The sequence below is a fragment of the Thermopolyspora flexuosa genome (genome assembly GCF_006716785.1).
Lineage (GTDB): Bacteria > Actinomycetota > Actinomycetes > Streptosporangiales > Streptosporangiaceae > Thermopolyspora > Thermopolyspora flexuosa.
Genome location: NZ_VFPQ01000001.1, coordinates 858,934 through 872,196, shown reverse-complemented (window position 1 = coordinate 872,196; position 13,263 = coordinate 858,934). Strand labels below are relative to the sequence as shown.

At 73.7% G+C, this 13,263-nt stretch carries 16 protein-coding genes; 11 read left to right on the top strand and 5 right to left on the bottom strand.

The genetic code is table 11. From position 1 onward, the window contains the following. The first annotated feature begins 52 nt into the window (after nucleotides 1-52). The 3 genes from secA2 (at nucleotide 53) to FHX40_RS03835 (ending at nucleotide 3,606) form a co-directional block, all read left to right on the top strand. Nucleotides 53-2,287, top strand: coding sequence for an accessory Sec system translocase SecA2 (gene secA2 / locus FHX40_RS03845; RefSeq protein ID WP_211350381.1), 2,235 nt, complete (start codon nucleotides 53-55; stop codon nucleotides 2,285-2,287). A gap of 164 nt (nucleotides 2,288-2,451) precedes the next feature. Continuing rightward, the gene (locus tag FHX40_RS03840; protein ID WP_142258332.1) at nucleotides 2,452-2,979 is read left to right on the top strand and encodes a hypothetical protein; all 528 of its coding nucleotides are present in this window, start codon (nucleotides 2,452-2,454) and stop codon (nucleotides 2,977-2,979) included. A 102-nt stretch (nucleotides 2,980-3,081) separates the two neighbouring features. After that, nucleotides 3,082-3,606 (top strand): hypothetical protein, encoded by a 525-nt coding sequence (locus FHX40_RS03835; protein ID WP_142258331.1) that lies wholly within the window; start codon nucleotides 3,082-3,084, stop codon nucleotides 3,604-3,606. Here the strand turns inward: FHX40_RS03835 and FHX40_RS03830 are convergent. The 3 genes from FHX40_RS03830 to FHX40_RS03820 all read right to left on the bottom strand — a co-directional run bounded on the left by FHX40_RS03830 (nucleotide 3,593) and on the right by FHX40_RS03820 (nucleotide 5,927). Then, nucleotides 3,593-4,135: an ATP-binding protein gene (locus FHX40_RS03830; RefSeq protein ID WP_170198696.1), complete on the bottom strand. Its 543-nt coding sequence runs from the start codon at nucleotides 4,133-4,135 to the stop codon at nucleotides 3,593-3,595. The two genes, FHX40_RS03835 and FHX40_RS03830, sit on opposite strands and share 14 nt — an antisense overlap. Before the next feature lie 134 nt (nucleotides 4,136-4,269). Further along, on the bottom strand, nucleotides 4,270-4,869 hold the full coding sequence (locus FHX40_RS03825; protein ID WP_142258329.1) for a nucleotidyltransferase family protein: 600 nt from the start codon (nucleotides 4,867-4,869) through the stop codon (nucleotides 4,270-4,272). Nucleotides 4,870-4,973: 104 nt separating this feature from the next. After that, nucleotides 4,974-5,927 carry a TIGR03557 family F420-dependent LLM class oxidoreductase gene (locus tag FHX40_RS03820; RefSeq protein ID WP_142258328.1) on the bottom strand — a complete coding sequence of 318 codons (954 nt, stop codon included), beginning with the start codon at nucleotides 5,925-5,927 and terminating at the stop codon, nucleotides 4,974-4,976. 139 nt (nucleotides 5,928-6,066) lie between these two features. On the opposite strand from FHX40_RS03820, the gene FHX40_RS24905 reads away from it, so the two are divergent. Together FHX40_RS24905 and FHX40_RS03815 are read left to right on the top strand one after the other, a co-directional pair. Then, nucleotides 6,067-6,216: a GPGG-motif small membrane protein gene (locus FHX40_RS24905; protein WP_170198695.1), complete on the top strand. Its 150-nt coding sequence runs from the start codon at nucleotides 6,067-6,069 to the stop codon at nucleotides 6,214-6,216. Continuing rightward, complete coding sequence (locus tag FHX40_RS03815) at nucleotides 6,213-6,755, top strand: D-glycero-alpha-D-manno-heptose-1,7-bisphosphate 7-phosphatase (protein ID WP_142258327.1); 543 nt, start codon at nucleotides 6,213-6,215, stop codon at nucleotides 6,753-6,755. The genes FHX40_RS24905 and FHX40_RS03815 overlap by 4 nt, the downstream gene beginning before the upstream one ends. A gap of 67 nt (nucleotides 6,756-6,822) precedes the next feature. Here FHX40_RS03815 and FHX40_RS03810 read toward each other — a convergent pair whose 3' ends face one another. Together FHX40_RS03810 and FHX40_RS03805 are read right to left on the bottom strand one after the other, a co-directional pair. Continuing rightward, the gene (locus FHX40_RS03810) at nucleotides 6,823-7,593 is read right to left on the bottom strand and encodes a metallophosphoesterase family protein (RefSeq protein ID WP_142258326.1); all 771 of its coding nucleotides are present in this window, start codon (nucleotides 7,591-7,593) and stop codon (nucleotides 6,823-6,825) included. Next, nucleotides 7,590-7,871: a BON domain-containing protein gene (locus tag FHX40_RS03805; RefSeq protein ID WP_229789067.1), complete on the bottom strand. Its 282-nt coding sequence runs from the start codon at nucleotides 7,869-7,871 to the stop codon at nucleotides 7,590-7,592. Before FHX40_RS03805 ends, FHX40_RS03810 begins: the two co-directional genes overlap by 4 nt. Before the next feature lie 195 nt (nucleotides 7,872-8,066). On the opposite strand from FHX40_RS03805, the gene FHX40_RS03800 reads away from it, so the two are divergent. The 6 genes from FHX40_RS03800 (at nucleotide 8,067) to FHX40_RS03775 (ending at nucleotide 13,242) form a co-directional block, all read left to right on the top strand. Next, on the top strand, nucleotides 8,067-9,083 hold the full coding sequence (locus FHX40_RS03800) for a glycosyltransferase family 9 protein (protein WP_142261522.1): 1,017 nt from the start codon (nucleotides 8,067-8,069) through the stop codon (nucleotides 9,081-9,083). After that, nucleotides 9,080-10,009, top strand: a complete 930-nt coding sequence (locus tag FHX40_RS03795) for a glycosyltransferase family 4 protein (RefSeq protein WP_142258325.1) — start codon at nucleotides 9,080-9,082, stop codon at nucleotides 10,007-10,009. Before FHX40_RS03800 ends, FHX40_RS03795 begins: the two co-directional genes overlap by 4 nt. Beyond that, nucleotides 10,006-11,220 (top strand): glycosyltransferase, encoded by a 1,215-nt coding sequence (locus tag FHX40_RS03790; protein ID WP_142258324.1) that lies wholly within the window; start codon nucleotides 10,006-10,008, stop codon nucleotides 11,218-11,220. Before FHX40_RS03795 ends, FHX40_RS03790 begins: the two co-directional genes overlap by 4 nt. After that, nucleotides 11,217-11,912, top strand: coding sequence for an SDR family oxidoreductase (locus FHX40_RS03785; RefSeq protein ID WP_142258323.1), 696 nt, complete (start codon nucleotides 11,217-11,219; stop codon nucleotides 11,910-11,912). Before FHX40_RS03790 ends, FHX40_RS03785 begins: the two co-directional genes overlap by 4 nt. Next, a complete protein-coding gene (locus tag FHX40_RS03780; protein WP_142258322.1) occupies nucleotides 11,903-12,775 on the top strand; it encodes a glycosyltransferase family 9 protein in 873 nt (290 codons plus the stop codon). The genes FHX40_RS03785 and FHX40_RS03780 overlap by 10 nt, the downstream gene beginning before the upstream one ends. A gap of 95 nt (nucleotides 12,776-12,870) precedes the next feature. Next, nucleotides 12,871-13,242, top strand: a complete 372-nt coding sequence (locus FHX40_RS03775) for an LppU/SCO3897 family protein (RefSeq protein ID WP_142258321.1) — start codon at nucleotides 12,871-12,873, stop codon at nucleotides 13,240-13,242. Nucleotides 13,243-13,263 lie beyond the last annotated feature (21 nt).

Here is a 13,263-nt window from a genome sequence, read left to right as displayed (position 1 = left end):
AGGTGGCGGGCCGGGACCGGCGGCCGGAGCGGAACACGGAGGACGCGTGGCGATCAGGCGAATGATCAGGCGGCTGCTGGATCGTCCCGGCGGCGTGGACATCCGCCCGTACGAGAAGGTCGTGGCCGAGGCCGGGCGGCGCGAGGAGCGGGTGCGCGCGATGGCCGAGCTGCCCGAGCCGCCGATCGGCGACCTCGCCGAGTTCTGCGCCGTGGTGCGCGAGGCGGCCCGCCGTACCCTCGGCCTGCGGCCGTACGACGTGCAGCTCGTCGGCACGCTCGCGCTGCTCGACGGCCACGTCGCGGAGATGGCCACCGGCGAGGGCAAGACGCTGTCGGGCGCGCTCGCCGCCGTGGGCTACGCGCTGCGCGGCCACCGGGTGCACGTGATCTCGGTCAACGACTACCTCGCCCGCCGGGACGCCGAGTGGATGGGCCCGCTGTATCAGGCGCTCGGCGTGTCCGTGGGGTGGATCGGCCAGACCTCGACCCGCGAGGAGCGCCAGGCCGCCTACCGGGCCGACGTCACCTACGCGCCGGTGAGCGAGATCGGCTTCGACGTGCTGCGGGACCGGCTCGTCACCGACCCGGAGGACGTGATCGTGCCCGAGCCGGGCGTGGCGATCGTCGACGAGGCGGACTCGGTGCTCGTGGACGAGGCCCGGGTGCCGCTCGTGCTCGCCGGGGCCTCCGAGCGGGGCGCCGCCGTGTCGGAGGCGGCCGCGCTGGTGCGGCGCCTGGTCAAGGGCTACCACTACGAGATCGACGAGGAAGGCCGGAACGTCTTCCTCACCCCGAAGGGCATCGACGCGGTGGAGGCCGCGCTCGGCGGCATCGACCTGTTCGCCGACGAGAACGCCGACCGGCTCACCGAGATCAACCTGGCGCTGCACGCGCACGCGCTGCTCGTCCGGGACGTCGACTACATCGTCCGGGATGGCAGGGTGCAGCTCATCAACACCTCCCGCGGCCGGGTGGCGCTGCTGCAGCGCTGGCCGGACGGCCTGCAGGCGGCGGTCGAGGCGAAGGAGTCGCTGCCGCCGAGCGAGACCGGCCGCATCCTCGACTCGATCACCGTGCAGGGCCTGATCGGCCGGTATCCGCGGGTGTGCGGCATGACCGGCACCGCGGTCGCGGTCGGCGAGCAGCTCCGCGAGTTCTACGACCTGCAGGTGGCGGTGGTCCCGCCGAACGTGCCGTGCGTGCGGGCCGACGAGCCCGACCGCATCTACGCCACGGTCACCGACAAGGAGCGCGCGCTCGTCGCCGAGGTCGCCGCGGCGCACGCCACCGGCCGCCCGGTGCTCATCGGCACGCTCGACGTCGCCGAGTCCGAGCGGCTCGCGCAGCGGCTCGCCGCCGAGGGCATCGACTGCGTGGTGCTCAACGCCAAGAACGACGCCGAGGAGGCGGAGATCATCGCCCGGGCCGGGCAGAAGGGCGCGGTCACCGTGTCCACCCAGATGGCCGGGCGGGGCACCGACATCCGGCTCGGCGAGGGCGTGGCCGAGGTCGGCGGCCTGTACGTGATCGGGTCGGGCCGCCACCCGAGCAGCCGGCTCGACGACCAGCTGCGCGGCCGGGCCGGGCGGCAGGGCGACCCGGGCGGCTCGGTGTTCTTCGTCAGCCTCGAGGACGAGCTCATCACCCGGTACGCCCCGGACGAGACCCCGCCGCCGCCGGACGACGACGGCATGGTGCGGCACCCGCACGCCCGGTACATCGTCGGCCACGCGCAGCGGGTCGCCGAGGGCGCGCACCTGGAGCTCCACCGCAACACCTGGCGGTACACCCGGCTGCTCGAGCTGCAGCGCGCCCAGGTGCTGGAGAAGCGGGAGAAGGTGCTGCACGGCGACGCCGGGGCCGAGTCGCTCGCCGCCACCGCGCCCGAGCGGTACGCCGAGCTGCGCGAGCGGGTGGGCGAGGAGGTGCTGCGGAAGGTGTGCCGCCAGATCGTGCTCCACCACCTCGACGAGTGCTGGTCCGACCACCTGGCGTTCCTCGAGGACCTGCGCGAGGGCATCCACCTGCGGGTGCTCGGGCGGCAGAACCCGCTCGACGAGTTCCACAAGGAGTCGGTGCGCGCGTTCGGCAACCTGCTCGACGAGGTCGCCCGCCGGTCGGTCGCCACCTTCGAGGAGTCCGAGATCACCGAGGACGGCATCGACCTCGAGGCGGCCGGCCTGCTGCGGCCCAGCGCGACCTGGACCTACCTCGTCCAGGAGAACCCGTTCGGCAGCGAATGGGACCGCATCACCCGCCGCCTCTCCGGCCGGGGCCGCCGCTGACCGGAGCGTGACACGCCCGCGACCGGACAGAACGGGCCGCCGGCCGATCATCCGGAGCGTTGTCCGGCCGTGGCCCGGAGCCCGGCGTGGCCCCGCACCCCAAACGATATGTAACCGATGTGAAACACCCCGGTCCGGCCGGTGACCCCCGCCACGATTGACGCATGAACGAAGGCGTGCCACCGACGTCGAAACAGATCGTCAAAACGGCCGGGCGGGCCCTTCGCGCCGGTCTCGCCGGGTTGCTGTCGATCGCATGGGTCCCACCCGTGGCCCTGCTGGTGGCGTGGCTGGCGGGCTTCGCCGTCCCGGACGACCCGGGCATTCCCTTTGCCGACGAACGCAGGTTCGCGCTCCAGCTGCAGTTTCTTTTCTACGGATTGATCGCCGGATACATCCTCGGATTCGTTTTCTCCTGGCCGCTGCTCCGCGGGCTGAAGGTACGGCCGGTCGCCCCGGTCGTCCTCGGCAGCGGGGCCGTCATGCTGGGATCCTGGGCGATGGCGATATCGGAGGTTCCCTGGTGGCCCCTGCAGTTCGCCGCGTTCGGCGCGATCCCGGTCTACGCGTTCACGGCGGCGGTCACCACACCGGACGTCGGATGGGTGGCGCGGGCCGTCGTCGCCGTCGCATCGCTCGCGTGCGGCGTGGGGGTCGTGCAGCTGCTGCAGATGGTGGTGGGACTCCGTTGACCGGATGCTTTCGTCCCACGGCAACCTGCGGTGACCGAGATGATATGCAAATAACGTGAAACAAGTATTTACCGAAGGACAGTGGCGCATCACCATGCGGTCGTGAAGCGATCCGCGGAGGTGCATTCCGGACGGCTCACCGAGGTGAGCCTACGGGCGATGCTGGCCGGTTCCGCCGGGCTGGCGCTTCCGGTCAGCCTGCTGTTCTGGATGGCGGCGGTGGCGATGGTCGTCCCGTCCGACCGCGCGTGCGGCCTCTTCGGCTGCCTGGGTTACGTGTTCCTCGCCTGGGAGGGCGGACGCTGGGCCGCGCTCGTGCTCGCCTGGCCGCTGCTCCACCTGCTGCGGGTACGGCCGGCCTTCCCGGTCGCCCTCGGTGGCGCGGCCCTCCTGGTCCTGATCTGGGAGCTGGCCGCGGCGCACGCGGATCCCTTGCCGTACCCCGGCTTTCTCCTCTGGTTCTCGTTGTTCGGCGGCATCCCCGCCTACGCGCTCGTGGCGGCGCTCACCGCGCCCGGCGCCCGATGGGCGACGCGGACCATCGTGGCCGCCGGGTGCGTCGCCTACGCCGCGGTCGCCGTGCCGCTGCTGCCGCAGGTGCTGATCGTGCTGTTCAAGCCCCTGTGACCGGTGGCGGCTCGCCGCGCGCGCCGAGCAGGAACCAGACGATCTTCCCGCCGCCCGGCATCCGGGCCCAGCCCCAGTCGTCGGCCACCCGGTCGACGATGAGCAGCCCCCGTCCCCCGGTCGCGTCCGGGTCGCCGGGGCGCACCCGCGGCAGGTGCTCTCCCCCGTCGTACACCTCGCCGTACACCCACCGGCCGTTCGTGCCGAGCCGCAGGTGGATCGCGCCGGCGCCGTGCCGTACCGCGTTGGTGACGAGCTCGGTGACGATCAGGCAGCAGTCCTCGACCAGCTCGGCCGCGCCCCAGGCGGCGAGCTCACGCCGTACCGCGGCGCGGGCCGTGCGCGCGCTCCCGGCGTCGGGCGCGAGCGGGCAGTCGTAGGTGCGCGCGGGAGCCGGGGCGGGATTCGCGACGAAATCGGGGACCCCGCGGCACACGCCGTCGTCGTACGCCGCCCCGCGCTCGGCGCCGTACTCGAAACCACCGCAGCCGACCCGCTGCGCCCGCTCCGCCGCCAGAAAGTGGGACACCTGCTCCTCCTTTGGAGTGGGAGCGCTCCCACAAAATGCTACCCAATCGTCCACCGGTTGTGCACGTTTCGAAACGAAATTGCCACGGAAAACGAGGCCGCCGGAAATCGCTGACAATCGTTCGCAGCCTCGTGTCAGGGCCATTCCTCCTGGTACGGCGGCGGCAGTTTGGGGTTCGCCACGCCGAGGCGGTCGAGCAGGGTGAGGAACGCGTAACAGTACGGCGAGCCCGCGGTGACCGCGGCCACCCGGTCCCAGTCCACCTGCTCGCGCATCGCCCGCACCATCGGCAGCAGGGCGCCGAAGTCGCAGCCGTGCTCGGACAGCGGCAGCAGCCAGCTCACCACCAGGTCGGTCGCCTCGAGCACCGGCAGGTTCACCGCGGCCGCGGACCGCAGTTCGGCCCGCTCGATCACCTTGGTGGTGATCGGCCGCTCGGCGATCCGGAAGATGAGGTCGACCAGGTGGCCGCTCTCGTCGTACGCCTTGACCAGCCAGTCCTCGGGCGGCTTGACGGTGCGGAAGCCGAGCTCGCGCAGCCGCTCCAGGGCCGCGGGCACCTCGTCCTCGGGCAGCACGAAGTCGACGTCGTGCAGTGACGGGGCCGCGCCCCGCGCGTAGGCGGCGCAGCCACCCGCGAGGGCGAACCGCACGCCGACGTCCTTGAGCCCGGTGCCGGCGCGCTTGAGCGTGTCAAGGATCGCGTCGGTCACCTCGTGGCTGTGACTGCCCATCCCCGGCCTCCTGACCTCGGCGGACGCGTGACTACCCGCGCCCGGCCACGGCAAACCCGGCGCCGCGCGCACCCGTGCCGCCCGGCGCTCGCCCGGCCGTCCGGCTACCGGACCCGGGGCAGCACCTGCTCGGCGTAGAAGGCGAAGAACTCCTCCTGCCGTGGGCCGATCTGGGAGACGTACACCTCGTCGTACCCGGCGTCGGCGTACCGGCGGATCATCTCGACGTGGGCGTCCGGGTCGGGCCCGTACGCCACGTTCTGCGCCACGTGCTCCTCGGCGACGAGGGCGGAAAGCTGCTCGAAGTGCCGCGGCATCGGCAGCAGCTGCGCGGCCTCGCCCGGGATGCCCTGGTTCGGCCAGATCCGGTGCGCGGTACGGCGGGCCTCGGCCGCGTCCTCGTCCCAGCACACCTTGAACCCGGCCTGGGCCGGCTTGCCCTGGCCGCCCTCCTTGTGGAATCGCTCGACCATCTCCGGGTCGGGTGCGGTGGAGACGTAGCCGTCGGCGACGCGCGCGGCGAGCGCGATCGACCGCGGGCCGAAGCCCGACATGTAGATGGGCGGCGGCTCGTCCGGGAGCGTGTAGATCCGGGCGGTGTCGACGTCGTAGTAAACGCCGCGGTGGGTGACCACCTCGCCGGTCCACAGCCGCCGCATGACGCCGATCGCCTCCTCCAGCATCGCCAGCCGCTCGCCCGCGGGCGGCCACGGCGCGCCGACCACGTGCTCGTTGAGCGCCTCGCCGGTGCCGACGCCGAGGCGGAAGCGGCCGTCGAGCATAACCTGGGCGGTGGCCGCGGCCTGGGCGATGATCGCCGGATGGATGCGGATGATCGGGCAGGTCACCGCGGTGGTGACGGGCAGCGAGGTCACCTGGGAGAGCGCGCCGATCACCGCCCACACGAACGGGCTCTCGCCCTGCTCGTCGATCCAGGGGTGGTAGTGGTCCGATATCCACAGCCCGTCGAAGCCGGCCTCCTCGGCGAGCCGGGCCTGCCGTACCAGCTCGTTCGGGCCGTGCTCCTCGGACGCGAGGAAATAGCCGATTTTCGTCATCTGCTCCCAGTGACCCGAGAACGGGCGGGCAAACGCCCGGCCCCGCCGTACGGCCGCCCACCTGGGAAAAATGTCAACGTCAGGGTCAAGACGGAAAAATCAACGTTAAAAAGGGGCGGCCGAGGGCAGGGGCCCTGGCATGGCAACCTTGCTGTGGATACTCGCCGTCGTACTCGTCATCGCGGGGGTCTACGTACTCCTCGCCCGCCGGGACATCCTCTGGGGGATCGTCCTGATCGTCGTCGGGCTGCTCATCGGGCCCGGTGGTGTGAGCATCTTCAACGTATGACCGACCGGCCGTCCCCGCCCGCCGCGATCCTGTTCGACCGCGACGGCACCCTCGTGACGGACGTGCCGTACAACCGGGACCCGGACGCGGTCCGCCCCATGCCGGGCGCCGCGGCCGCGCTCGCCCGGGTACGGCGCGCCGGGGTGCGCACGGGGATCGTCACCAACCAGTCCGGGGTGGCCCGGGGGCTCGTCACGCCCGCGGAGCTCGCCGCGGTGAACCGCCGGGTGGAGGAGCTGCTCGGCCCGTTCGACGTGTGGGAGATCTGCCCGCACGGCGAGGCCGACGGCTGCCCGTGCCGCAAACCCCGCCCCGGCCTGATCCTGCGCGCCGCGCGCCGCCTCGGCGTCGACGTGCGCGACTGCGTCGTCATCGGCGACATCGGCCGCGACATCGAGGCCGCGGCGCGGGCCGGCGCCCGCGGCATCCTCGTCCCGACCCCGGTCACCCTCCCCGCGGAGATCGCGGCCGCCCCCGAGATCGCCCCCGACCTGCCGGCCGCCGTCGCCCTCGCGCTCGGTCACCGCGCCCGCGTCTGACCCGCTTGTCCGGCCGCAATGGTCCCTGCGTGGCCACCGTCACCGCCCGGCCGTACCGGAACGGAACCTAGTACGCGCCCACGGACTCGCGGGCGTACTCCGGCTCGGCCTCCTCGTCCTCCTCGTGCAGGAGGTAGACCGCGTAGGCGCGCTTGAGCACCGGCAGGGCGACGTTCCGTACCCGGATACCGCCGGGGGTGAGGCCCTTCTCGACGCCGGCGTGCGCGTGGCCGTGGATGATGAGGTCGGCCCCGACCGCGTCGACCGCCTCGGCGAGCAGGTAGCTGCCGAGGAACGGGTAGATCTCCGGGGGTTCGCCGAGCAGCGTGTCCTTCACCGGCGAGTAGTGGCTGAGCACGATGCGCCGGTCGGCCACGACATTCTTGAGCGCCTCGCGCCACTCGGTGGCGATGCGTTTGGTGTGGCCGACGAAGTCCTTGATCTCCCGTTCGCCGAACTCGCTCGCGCACTTCCCGGCGAAGCCGCCGCCGAAGCCCTTGCCGCCCACGATGCCGAGCCGGGTCCCGTTGGCCTTGACCACGACCGAGTCGTTCATCAGCACCGTGATCCCGGCGTCGCGCAGCATCGAGGCGATCTCCCGCTGCACGTCGGAGTGGTAGTCGTGGTTGCCGAGCACGGCGACGACGGGGACGGGCAGGTCGCGGAACTCGTCCACGACGACCCGGCCCTCCTCGAGCGTGCCGTGCCGGGTGAGATCGCCCGCGAGGAGGAGGACGTCCGCGCGCTCCTCGATGCCGTCGAGGCTGGGCCGGTACCACCCCCGGGCGTCGGTACCGAGGTGCACGTCGCCGACCGCGGCGATCCGGACGGGGCTCACAACCGCTCGTCCTCCTCCACCTGCGCGGTGCGCACGCTCACCACGTCGCACTCGTTGTGCACGGTCGTGCCCGGGGCCGCCTCCTGGGCGACCTCGGTGAGGTACCTGCGCCGCTCCGCGGAGCCGACGCTGCCGCGCAGGTAGACCTGGTCGCCGTGCACGTCGACCCGGATCCCCAGCTCGTTGGTGCGCTCGTCGGCCGCGAGCGCCTCCCGCACGCGCGCGGCCACGTAGTGCGGCGCGTCGTGCAGCATCTCCTGGTGCGTCTGCTCCGGCATGTGCTCCCCCTTTCCCCTCCCGTTGCGGTACGGCGAGCCGCCTGCCCTCTGCCCGGCCGCCCAAACCGGCCCGGACCGGAGGTTCGCGTTTTCCAACGTGCGAAAACCGGAATAACGGGCAGCAGAGAGCCGGTGCAGTGACGCAGGTACCTCCCTCGGCCTCGTCTCGCCTGAGGGGAGTGTGCGGTGCCCGACATCGATCTCGGCTCACCGGTCCTCGTCGCCCGCCTCGACAGCGTGGGCGACGTGCTGCTCACCGGGCCCGCGATCCGCGCGGTCGCCGCGCGCGCGTGCCGGGTGGTGATGCTCGCCGGGCCGCGCGGGCGCGCCGCGGCCGAGCTGCTGCCCGGCGTGGACCGCGTGCTGGCCTGGCACGCCCCGTGGATCGACCCGGAGCCCGAGCCGGTGCGCGCCGAGGCGGTGGACGCCCTGGTGTCCGCGGTGGCGGCGGAGGGCGTGCGCAGCGCGCTGATCTTCACCTCGTACCACCAGTCGCCGCTGCCGCTCGCGCTGCTGCTGCGCCTCGCCGGGGTGGCGTGGATCGGGGCGATCTGCGAGGACTACCCGGGATCACTGCTCGACCTGCGGCACCGCGTCGACGGCGACCCGCCGGAGGCGGAGCGGGCGCTCTCGCTCGCCGCGGCGGCCGGGTTCCCGCCGCGCGACGACGGTTTACTCGCCGTGCGCAAACCCCTACCTGAAGTAGAACATCTCGTGAGAGATGACGGGTATGTGGTGATTCATCCTGGTACGTCGGTACCGGCCCGGGCCTGGCCGCCCGGCCACTGCGCGCGGGCCGTACGCCTGCTCGCCGAGGCGGGGTTCCGGGTCGTCGTCACCGGCTCTCCGGCCGACCGTGCGCTGACCGCGCGCGTGGCCGGGGACGACGGCCTCGACCTGGGCGGCCGGACGAGCCTCGCCGAGCTCGCCGCCGTGCTCGCGAGGGCGTCGGTCCTCATCGCCGGCAACACCGGCCCGGCCCACCTCGCCGCGGCGGTGGGCACGCCGGTGGTGTCGCTGTTCGCGCCGACGGTGCCCGCCGCGCGCTGGGCGCCGTACGGCGTGCCGCACGTGCTCCTCGGCGATCCCGAGGCGCCGTGCGCCGGGTCCCGGGCGCGCGTCTGCCCGGTGCCCGGCCATCCCTGCCTGAGCTCCGTGACCCCGGGCGAGGTGGTCCGCGCCGTTATCCGTCTGGTCAAGGAGGCCGCGTGAGAATCCTGGTCTGGCACGTGCACGGATCCTGGATGACCGCGTTCGTGCACGGCCGGCACGAGTACCTCGTCCCGGTCACCCCGAACCGCGGCCCCAACGGGCTCGGCCGCGCCACCACCTACGAGTGGCCGGACAACGCGATCGAGGTCTCCCCCGACCGGCTGCGCGACGAGCACGTCGACGTGGTCGTGCTGCAGCGGCCGCACGAGATCGACCTCGCCCGCCGCTGGCTCGGCCGCGGCGACGTGCCCATGATCTACGTCGAGCACAACACCCCCAAGGGCGACGTGCCGGAGACCCGGCACCCGCTCGCCGACCGGGACGACCTCGTCCTGGTGCACGTCACCCACTTCAACCGGCTGTTCTGGGACACCGGCCGCACCCGGACCGTGGTGATCGAGCACGGCGTGCCCGACCCCGGCCACCTCTACACCGGCGAGCTGCCGCGCGCCGCCGCCGTGATCAACGAGCCGGTCCGGCGCACCCGGGTCGCGGGCACCGACCTGCTCCCCCGCTTCGCGCCCATCGACGTGTACGGCATGGGCACCGCCCGGCTCGCCGCGGACGGCGTGACCCCGCACGGCGACCTGCCGCAGTGGCGCATGCACCGCGAGCTCGCCCGCCGCCGCGTCTACGTGCACCCGTACCGGTGGACCTCGCTCGGGCTGGCGCTCCTGGAGGCGATGGCGATGGGCATGCCGGTGGTCGCGCTCGCGGCCACCGAGGTCGTCGAGGCGGTGCCGCCGGAGGCGGGCGTGGTGTCCACCCGGCCCGAGGTGCTCGCCGAGGCGGTGCGCACGTACCTCGCCGACCCGGCCCTCGCCCGGCAGGCGGGCAAGGTTGCCCGGGCCGCGGCCCTGGAACGTTACTCGCTCCACCGATTCCTGGGCGACTGGGACCGGCTGCTCGAGGAGGTAGCCCGTTGAAGATCGCGATGGTGTCGGAACACGCCAGCCCGCTCGCCGCGCTCGGCGGCGTGGACGCCGGCGGCCAGAACGTGCACGTCGCCTCGCTCGCCCGGGCGATCGCCGGCAAGGGGCACGAGGTCTCCGTCTACACCCGCCGCGACGACCCCGGCCTGCCGGAGCGGGTGCCGCTCGGCGAGGGGGTGACCGTGGTGCACGTGCCCGCGGGCCCGCCCGAGCCGATTCCCAAGGACGAGCTGCTGCCGTACATGCCGGAGTTCGGCCGGTGGCTCGCCGCCGACCTCGCCGCCGACCCGCCGGACATCGTGCACAGCCACTTCTGGATGAGCGGGCTCGCCGCGCTCGCCGCCGCCCGCGACCTCGACCTGCCGGTCGTGCACACCTACCACGCGCTCGGCGTGGTGAAGCGCCGCCACCAGGGCGACGCGGACACCAGCCCGCCGGAGCGGATCAACGCCGAGGCGATGATCGGCCGGAGCGTGGACGCGATCATCGCCACCTGCGGGGACGAGGTGACCGAGCTGCTGCGCATGCGGGTGCCGCGCCGCCGCGCCTGCGTGGTGCCGTGCGGGGTGGACACCGACCTGTTCACCCCCGAGCCGGTCGCGGCGACCACCCGCAAGCCGCGCCGCCTGGTCAGCGTCGGCCGGCTCGTGCCGCGCAAGGGGCTCGACACCGCGATCGAGGCGCTGTGCGCCATCCGGGACGCCGAGCTCGTCATCGCGGGCGGGCCGCCGCCGGACCGGCTCGACGACGACCCGGAGGTGATCCGGCTGCGCCGGTTCGCCGCGGCGAAGGGCGTCGCCGACCGGGTGCGGTTCCTCGGCCGCATCCCCCGCGAGCGGGTGCCCGAGCTGCTGCGCTCGGCCGCGGTCACGCTGTGCGTGCCGTGGTACGAGCCGTTCGGCATGGTCGCCCTGGAGTCGATGGCGTGCGGCGTGCCCGTGGTCGCCACCGCGGTCGGCGGCCAGAAGGAGACCGTGATCAACGGGGTGACCGGCATTCTCGTGCCGCCCCGGCAGCCCGCCGCCGTGGCCCGCGCCGCCCGCCGCCTCCTCGACGAGCCGCTGCAGCGCACCGCGTACGGCATCGCGGGCGCCGACCGGGCCCGCTCCCGGTACGGCTGGCCGCGCATCGCCGCCGAGACCCTCGCCGCCTACGACCGAGTGCTGGCCGCGCGCGGGCGCGCGCCGGAACGGAGGGCATCGTGAAGGTACTGATCACCGGGGGCGCGTCCGGCCTCGGCGCCGCCGTCGTGGAGGCGGTGGCGAAGGAGGGCGGGCGTCCCCTCGTCATCGACCGCTCCCCGCTGCCGTCGTCCCCCGCATCCGGGGTGTCCGACGTGGAGCACGTGCAGGCCGACGTCGCCGACCGGCTCGCGGTCGAGCGGGCCGTGGCCGACCTCGCCCGTGCCGCGGGCGGGCTCGACGCGGTGGTGACCGCGGCGGGCATCGACGCCTGCGGGCGGCTCGCCGACGTGCCCGGCGCCGAGTGGGAGCGGGTGATCAAGGTGAACCTGCTCGGCACCGCCGCGGTGGTGCGGGCGGCGCTGCCGTACCTGCTCGCCTCGCACGGCCGGGTGGTCACGGTCGCCTCCACGCTGGGGCTGCGCGCGGTGAGCGACGCCACCGCGTACTGCGCCTCCAAGTTCGGGGTGGTGGGGTTCACCCGGGCGCTCGCCGCGGAGCTCGCCGGGCGGGTCGGGGTGACGCTCGTCATCCCCGGGGGCATGCGCACCGCGTTCTTCGACGACCGCGACGACCGCTACAAGCCGCCGCCGGACATGCGGCTCAACGACCCGCGCGAGGTCGCCGAGGCGATCACGTTCGCGCTCACCCGGCCCGCGGGCTGCGAGGTGCGCGAGCTGGTGGTCTGCCCGGACACCGAGACCTCGTGGCCGTGACCGCCCTGGTGCTGCGCGCGCTCGGGCTCGGCGACCTGCTCACCGCGGTGCCCGCCCTGCGCGCGCTGCGCCGTGCCGGGCTGCGCACGGTGCTCGCCGCCCCGGCGTGGCTCGGCGAGGTGGCCGCGCTCACCGGCGCGGTCGACCGGCTGCTGCCCACCGCCGGGCTCGGCCGGATCGCCTGGCGCGGGCCGGTCGAGCTCGCGGTCAACCTGCACGGCAAGGGGCCGATCAGCCACGAGCAGCTGCTCGCCCTCGGCCCGCGGCGGCTGTGGGCGTACGCGCACCCGGCCGTGCCCGTGACCGGGCCGGGCTGGGACGAGGACGAGCACGAGGTGGCGCGCTGGTGCCGCCTGCTCGCCTGGTACGGCCTGCGGCCCGACCCGGAGGACCTGGCGCTGCCGGTGCCGCCCGGGCCGCGCCCCGCGCCCGGCACCGTGATCGTCCACCCGGGCGGCAAGGACCCCGCCCGCCGCTGGCCGCCGGAGCGCTTCGCCGCGGTCGCCCGCGAGCTGCGCCGCCGCGGCCACCCCGTCGTGGTCACCGGGAGCGCCGCCGAGCGGCCGCTCGCCGCGCAGGTCGCCGCCACGGCCGGGCTGCCGCGGGACGCGGTGCTCGCCGGCCGTACCCCGCTGCGCGACCTGTGCGCCCTGGTCGCGGGCGCCCGCCTGCTCATCGCCGCCGACACCGGCGTCGCCCACCTCGCCACCGCGTACGGCACGCCCTCGGTGGTGATCTTCGGCCCGGTCCCGCCGTCGCGCTGGGGCCCGCCGCCCGGCCGCCCCAGGCACCGGGTCCTGCACCGCGGCCCCGACCCCCGGGCCGTCACCGTCGAGGAGGTAATCGCCGCCGCGACCGGATAGGCCCTCGGCGGCGCGAAATTCACTCGCCCTGCCGAACGAGCCAAAACTACACTCGGCAATGTGATTTCCGTCACCGCCTGATGTAAGGGACGGACATGGCCGGTTCGGAACGCTTCCGCGGGCGGTCACGCGGACGCCGGGAACACGGGCGCCTGTTTCTCCCGGCCGCCTCCGCCATCGCCCTTGTCGTCTCGCTCGCCGCCTGCACCCGCCCGGACGTCGGCGACTGTGCCGATATACGGGAAAACTCGCTCCGAAAGGTGGATTGCTCGAGTCCGGACGCCTTTTATCGGGTGATCGCCATTCAGGAGGACGACGAGGACCGCTGGTGCCGGGACGTCCCGGGCACCGACAAGGTCTACCACCACTGGTCGGGCCGGGGGACCCGGATCTTCAATTACTCCGTGTGTCTCGCCATCAACATCCGTTCGTCGACGAAACCCGAGGGTAATTCGCCGAAACCCTGACGGGGATGGCGGTTTCCGGCC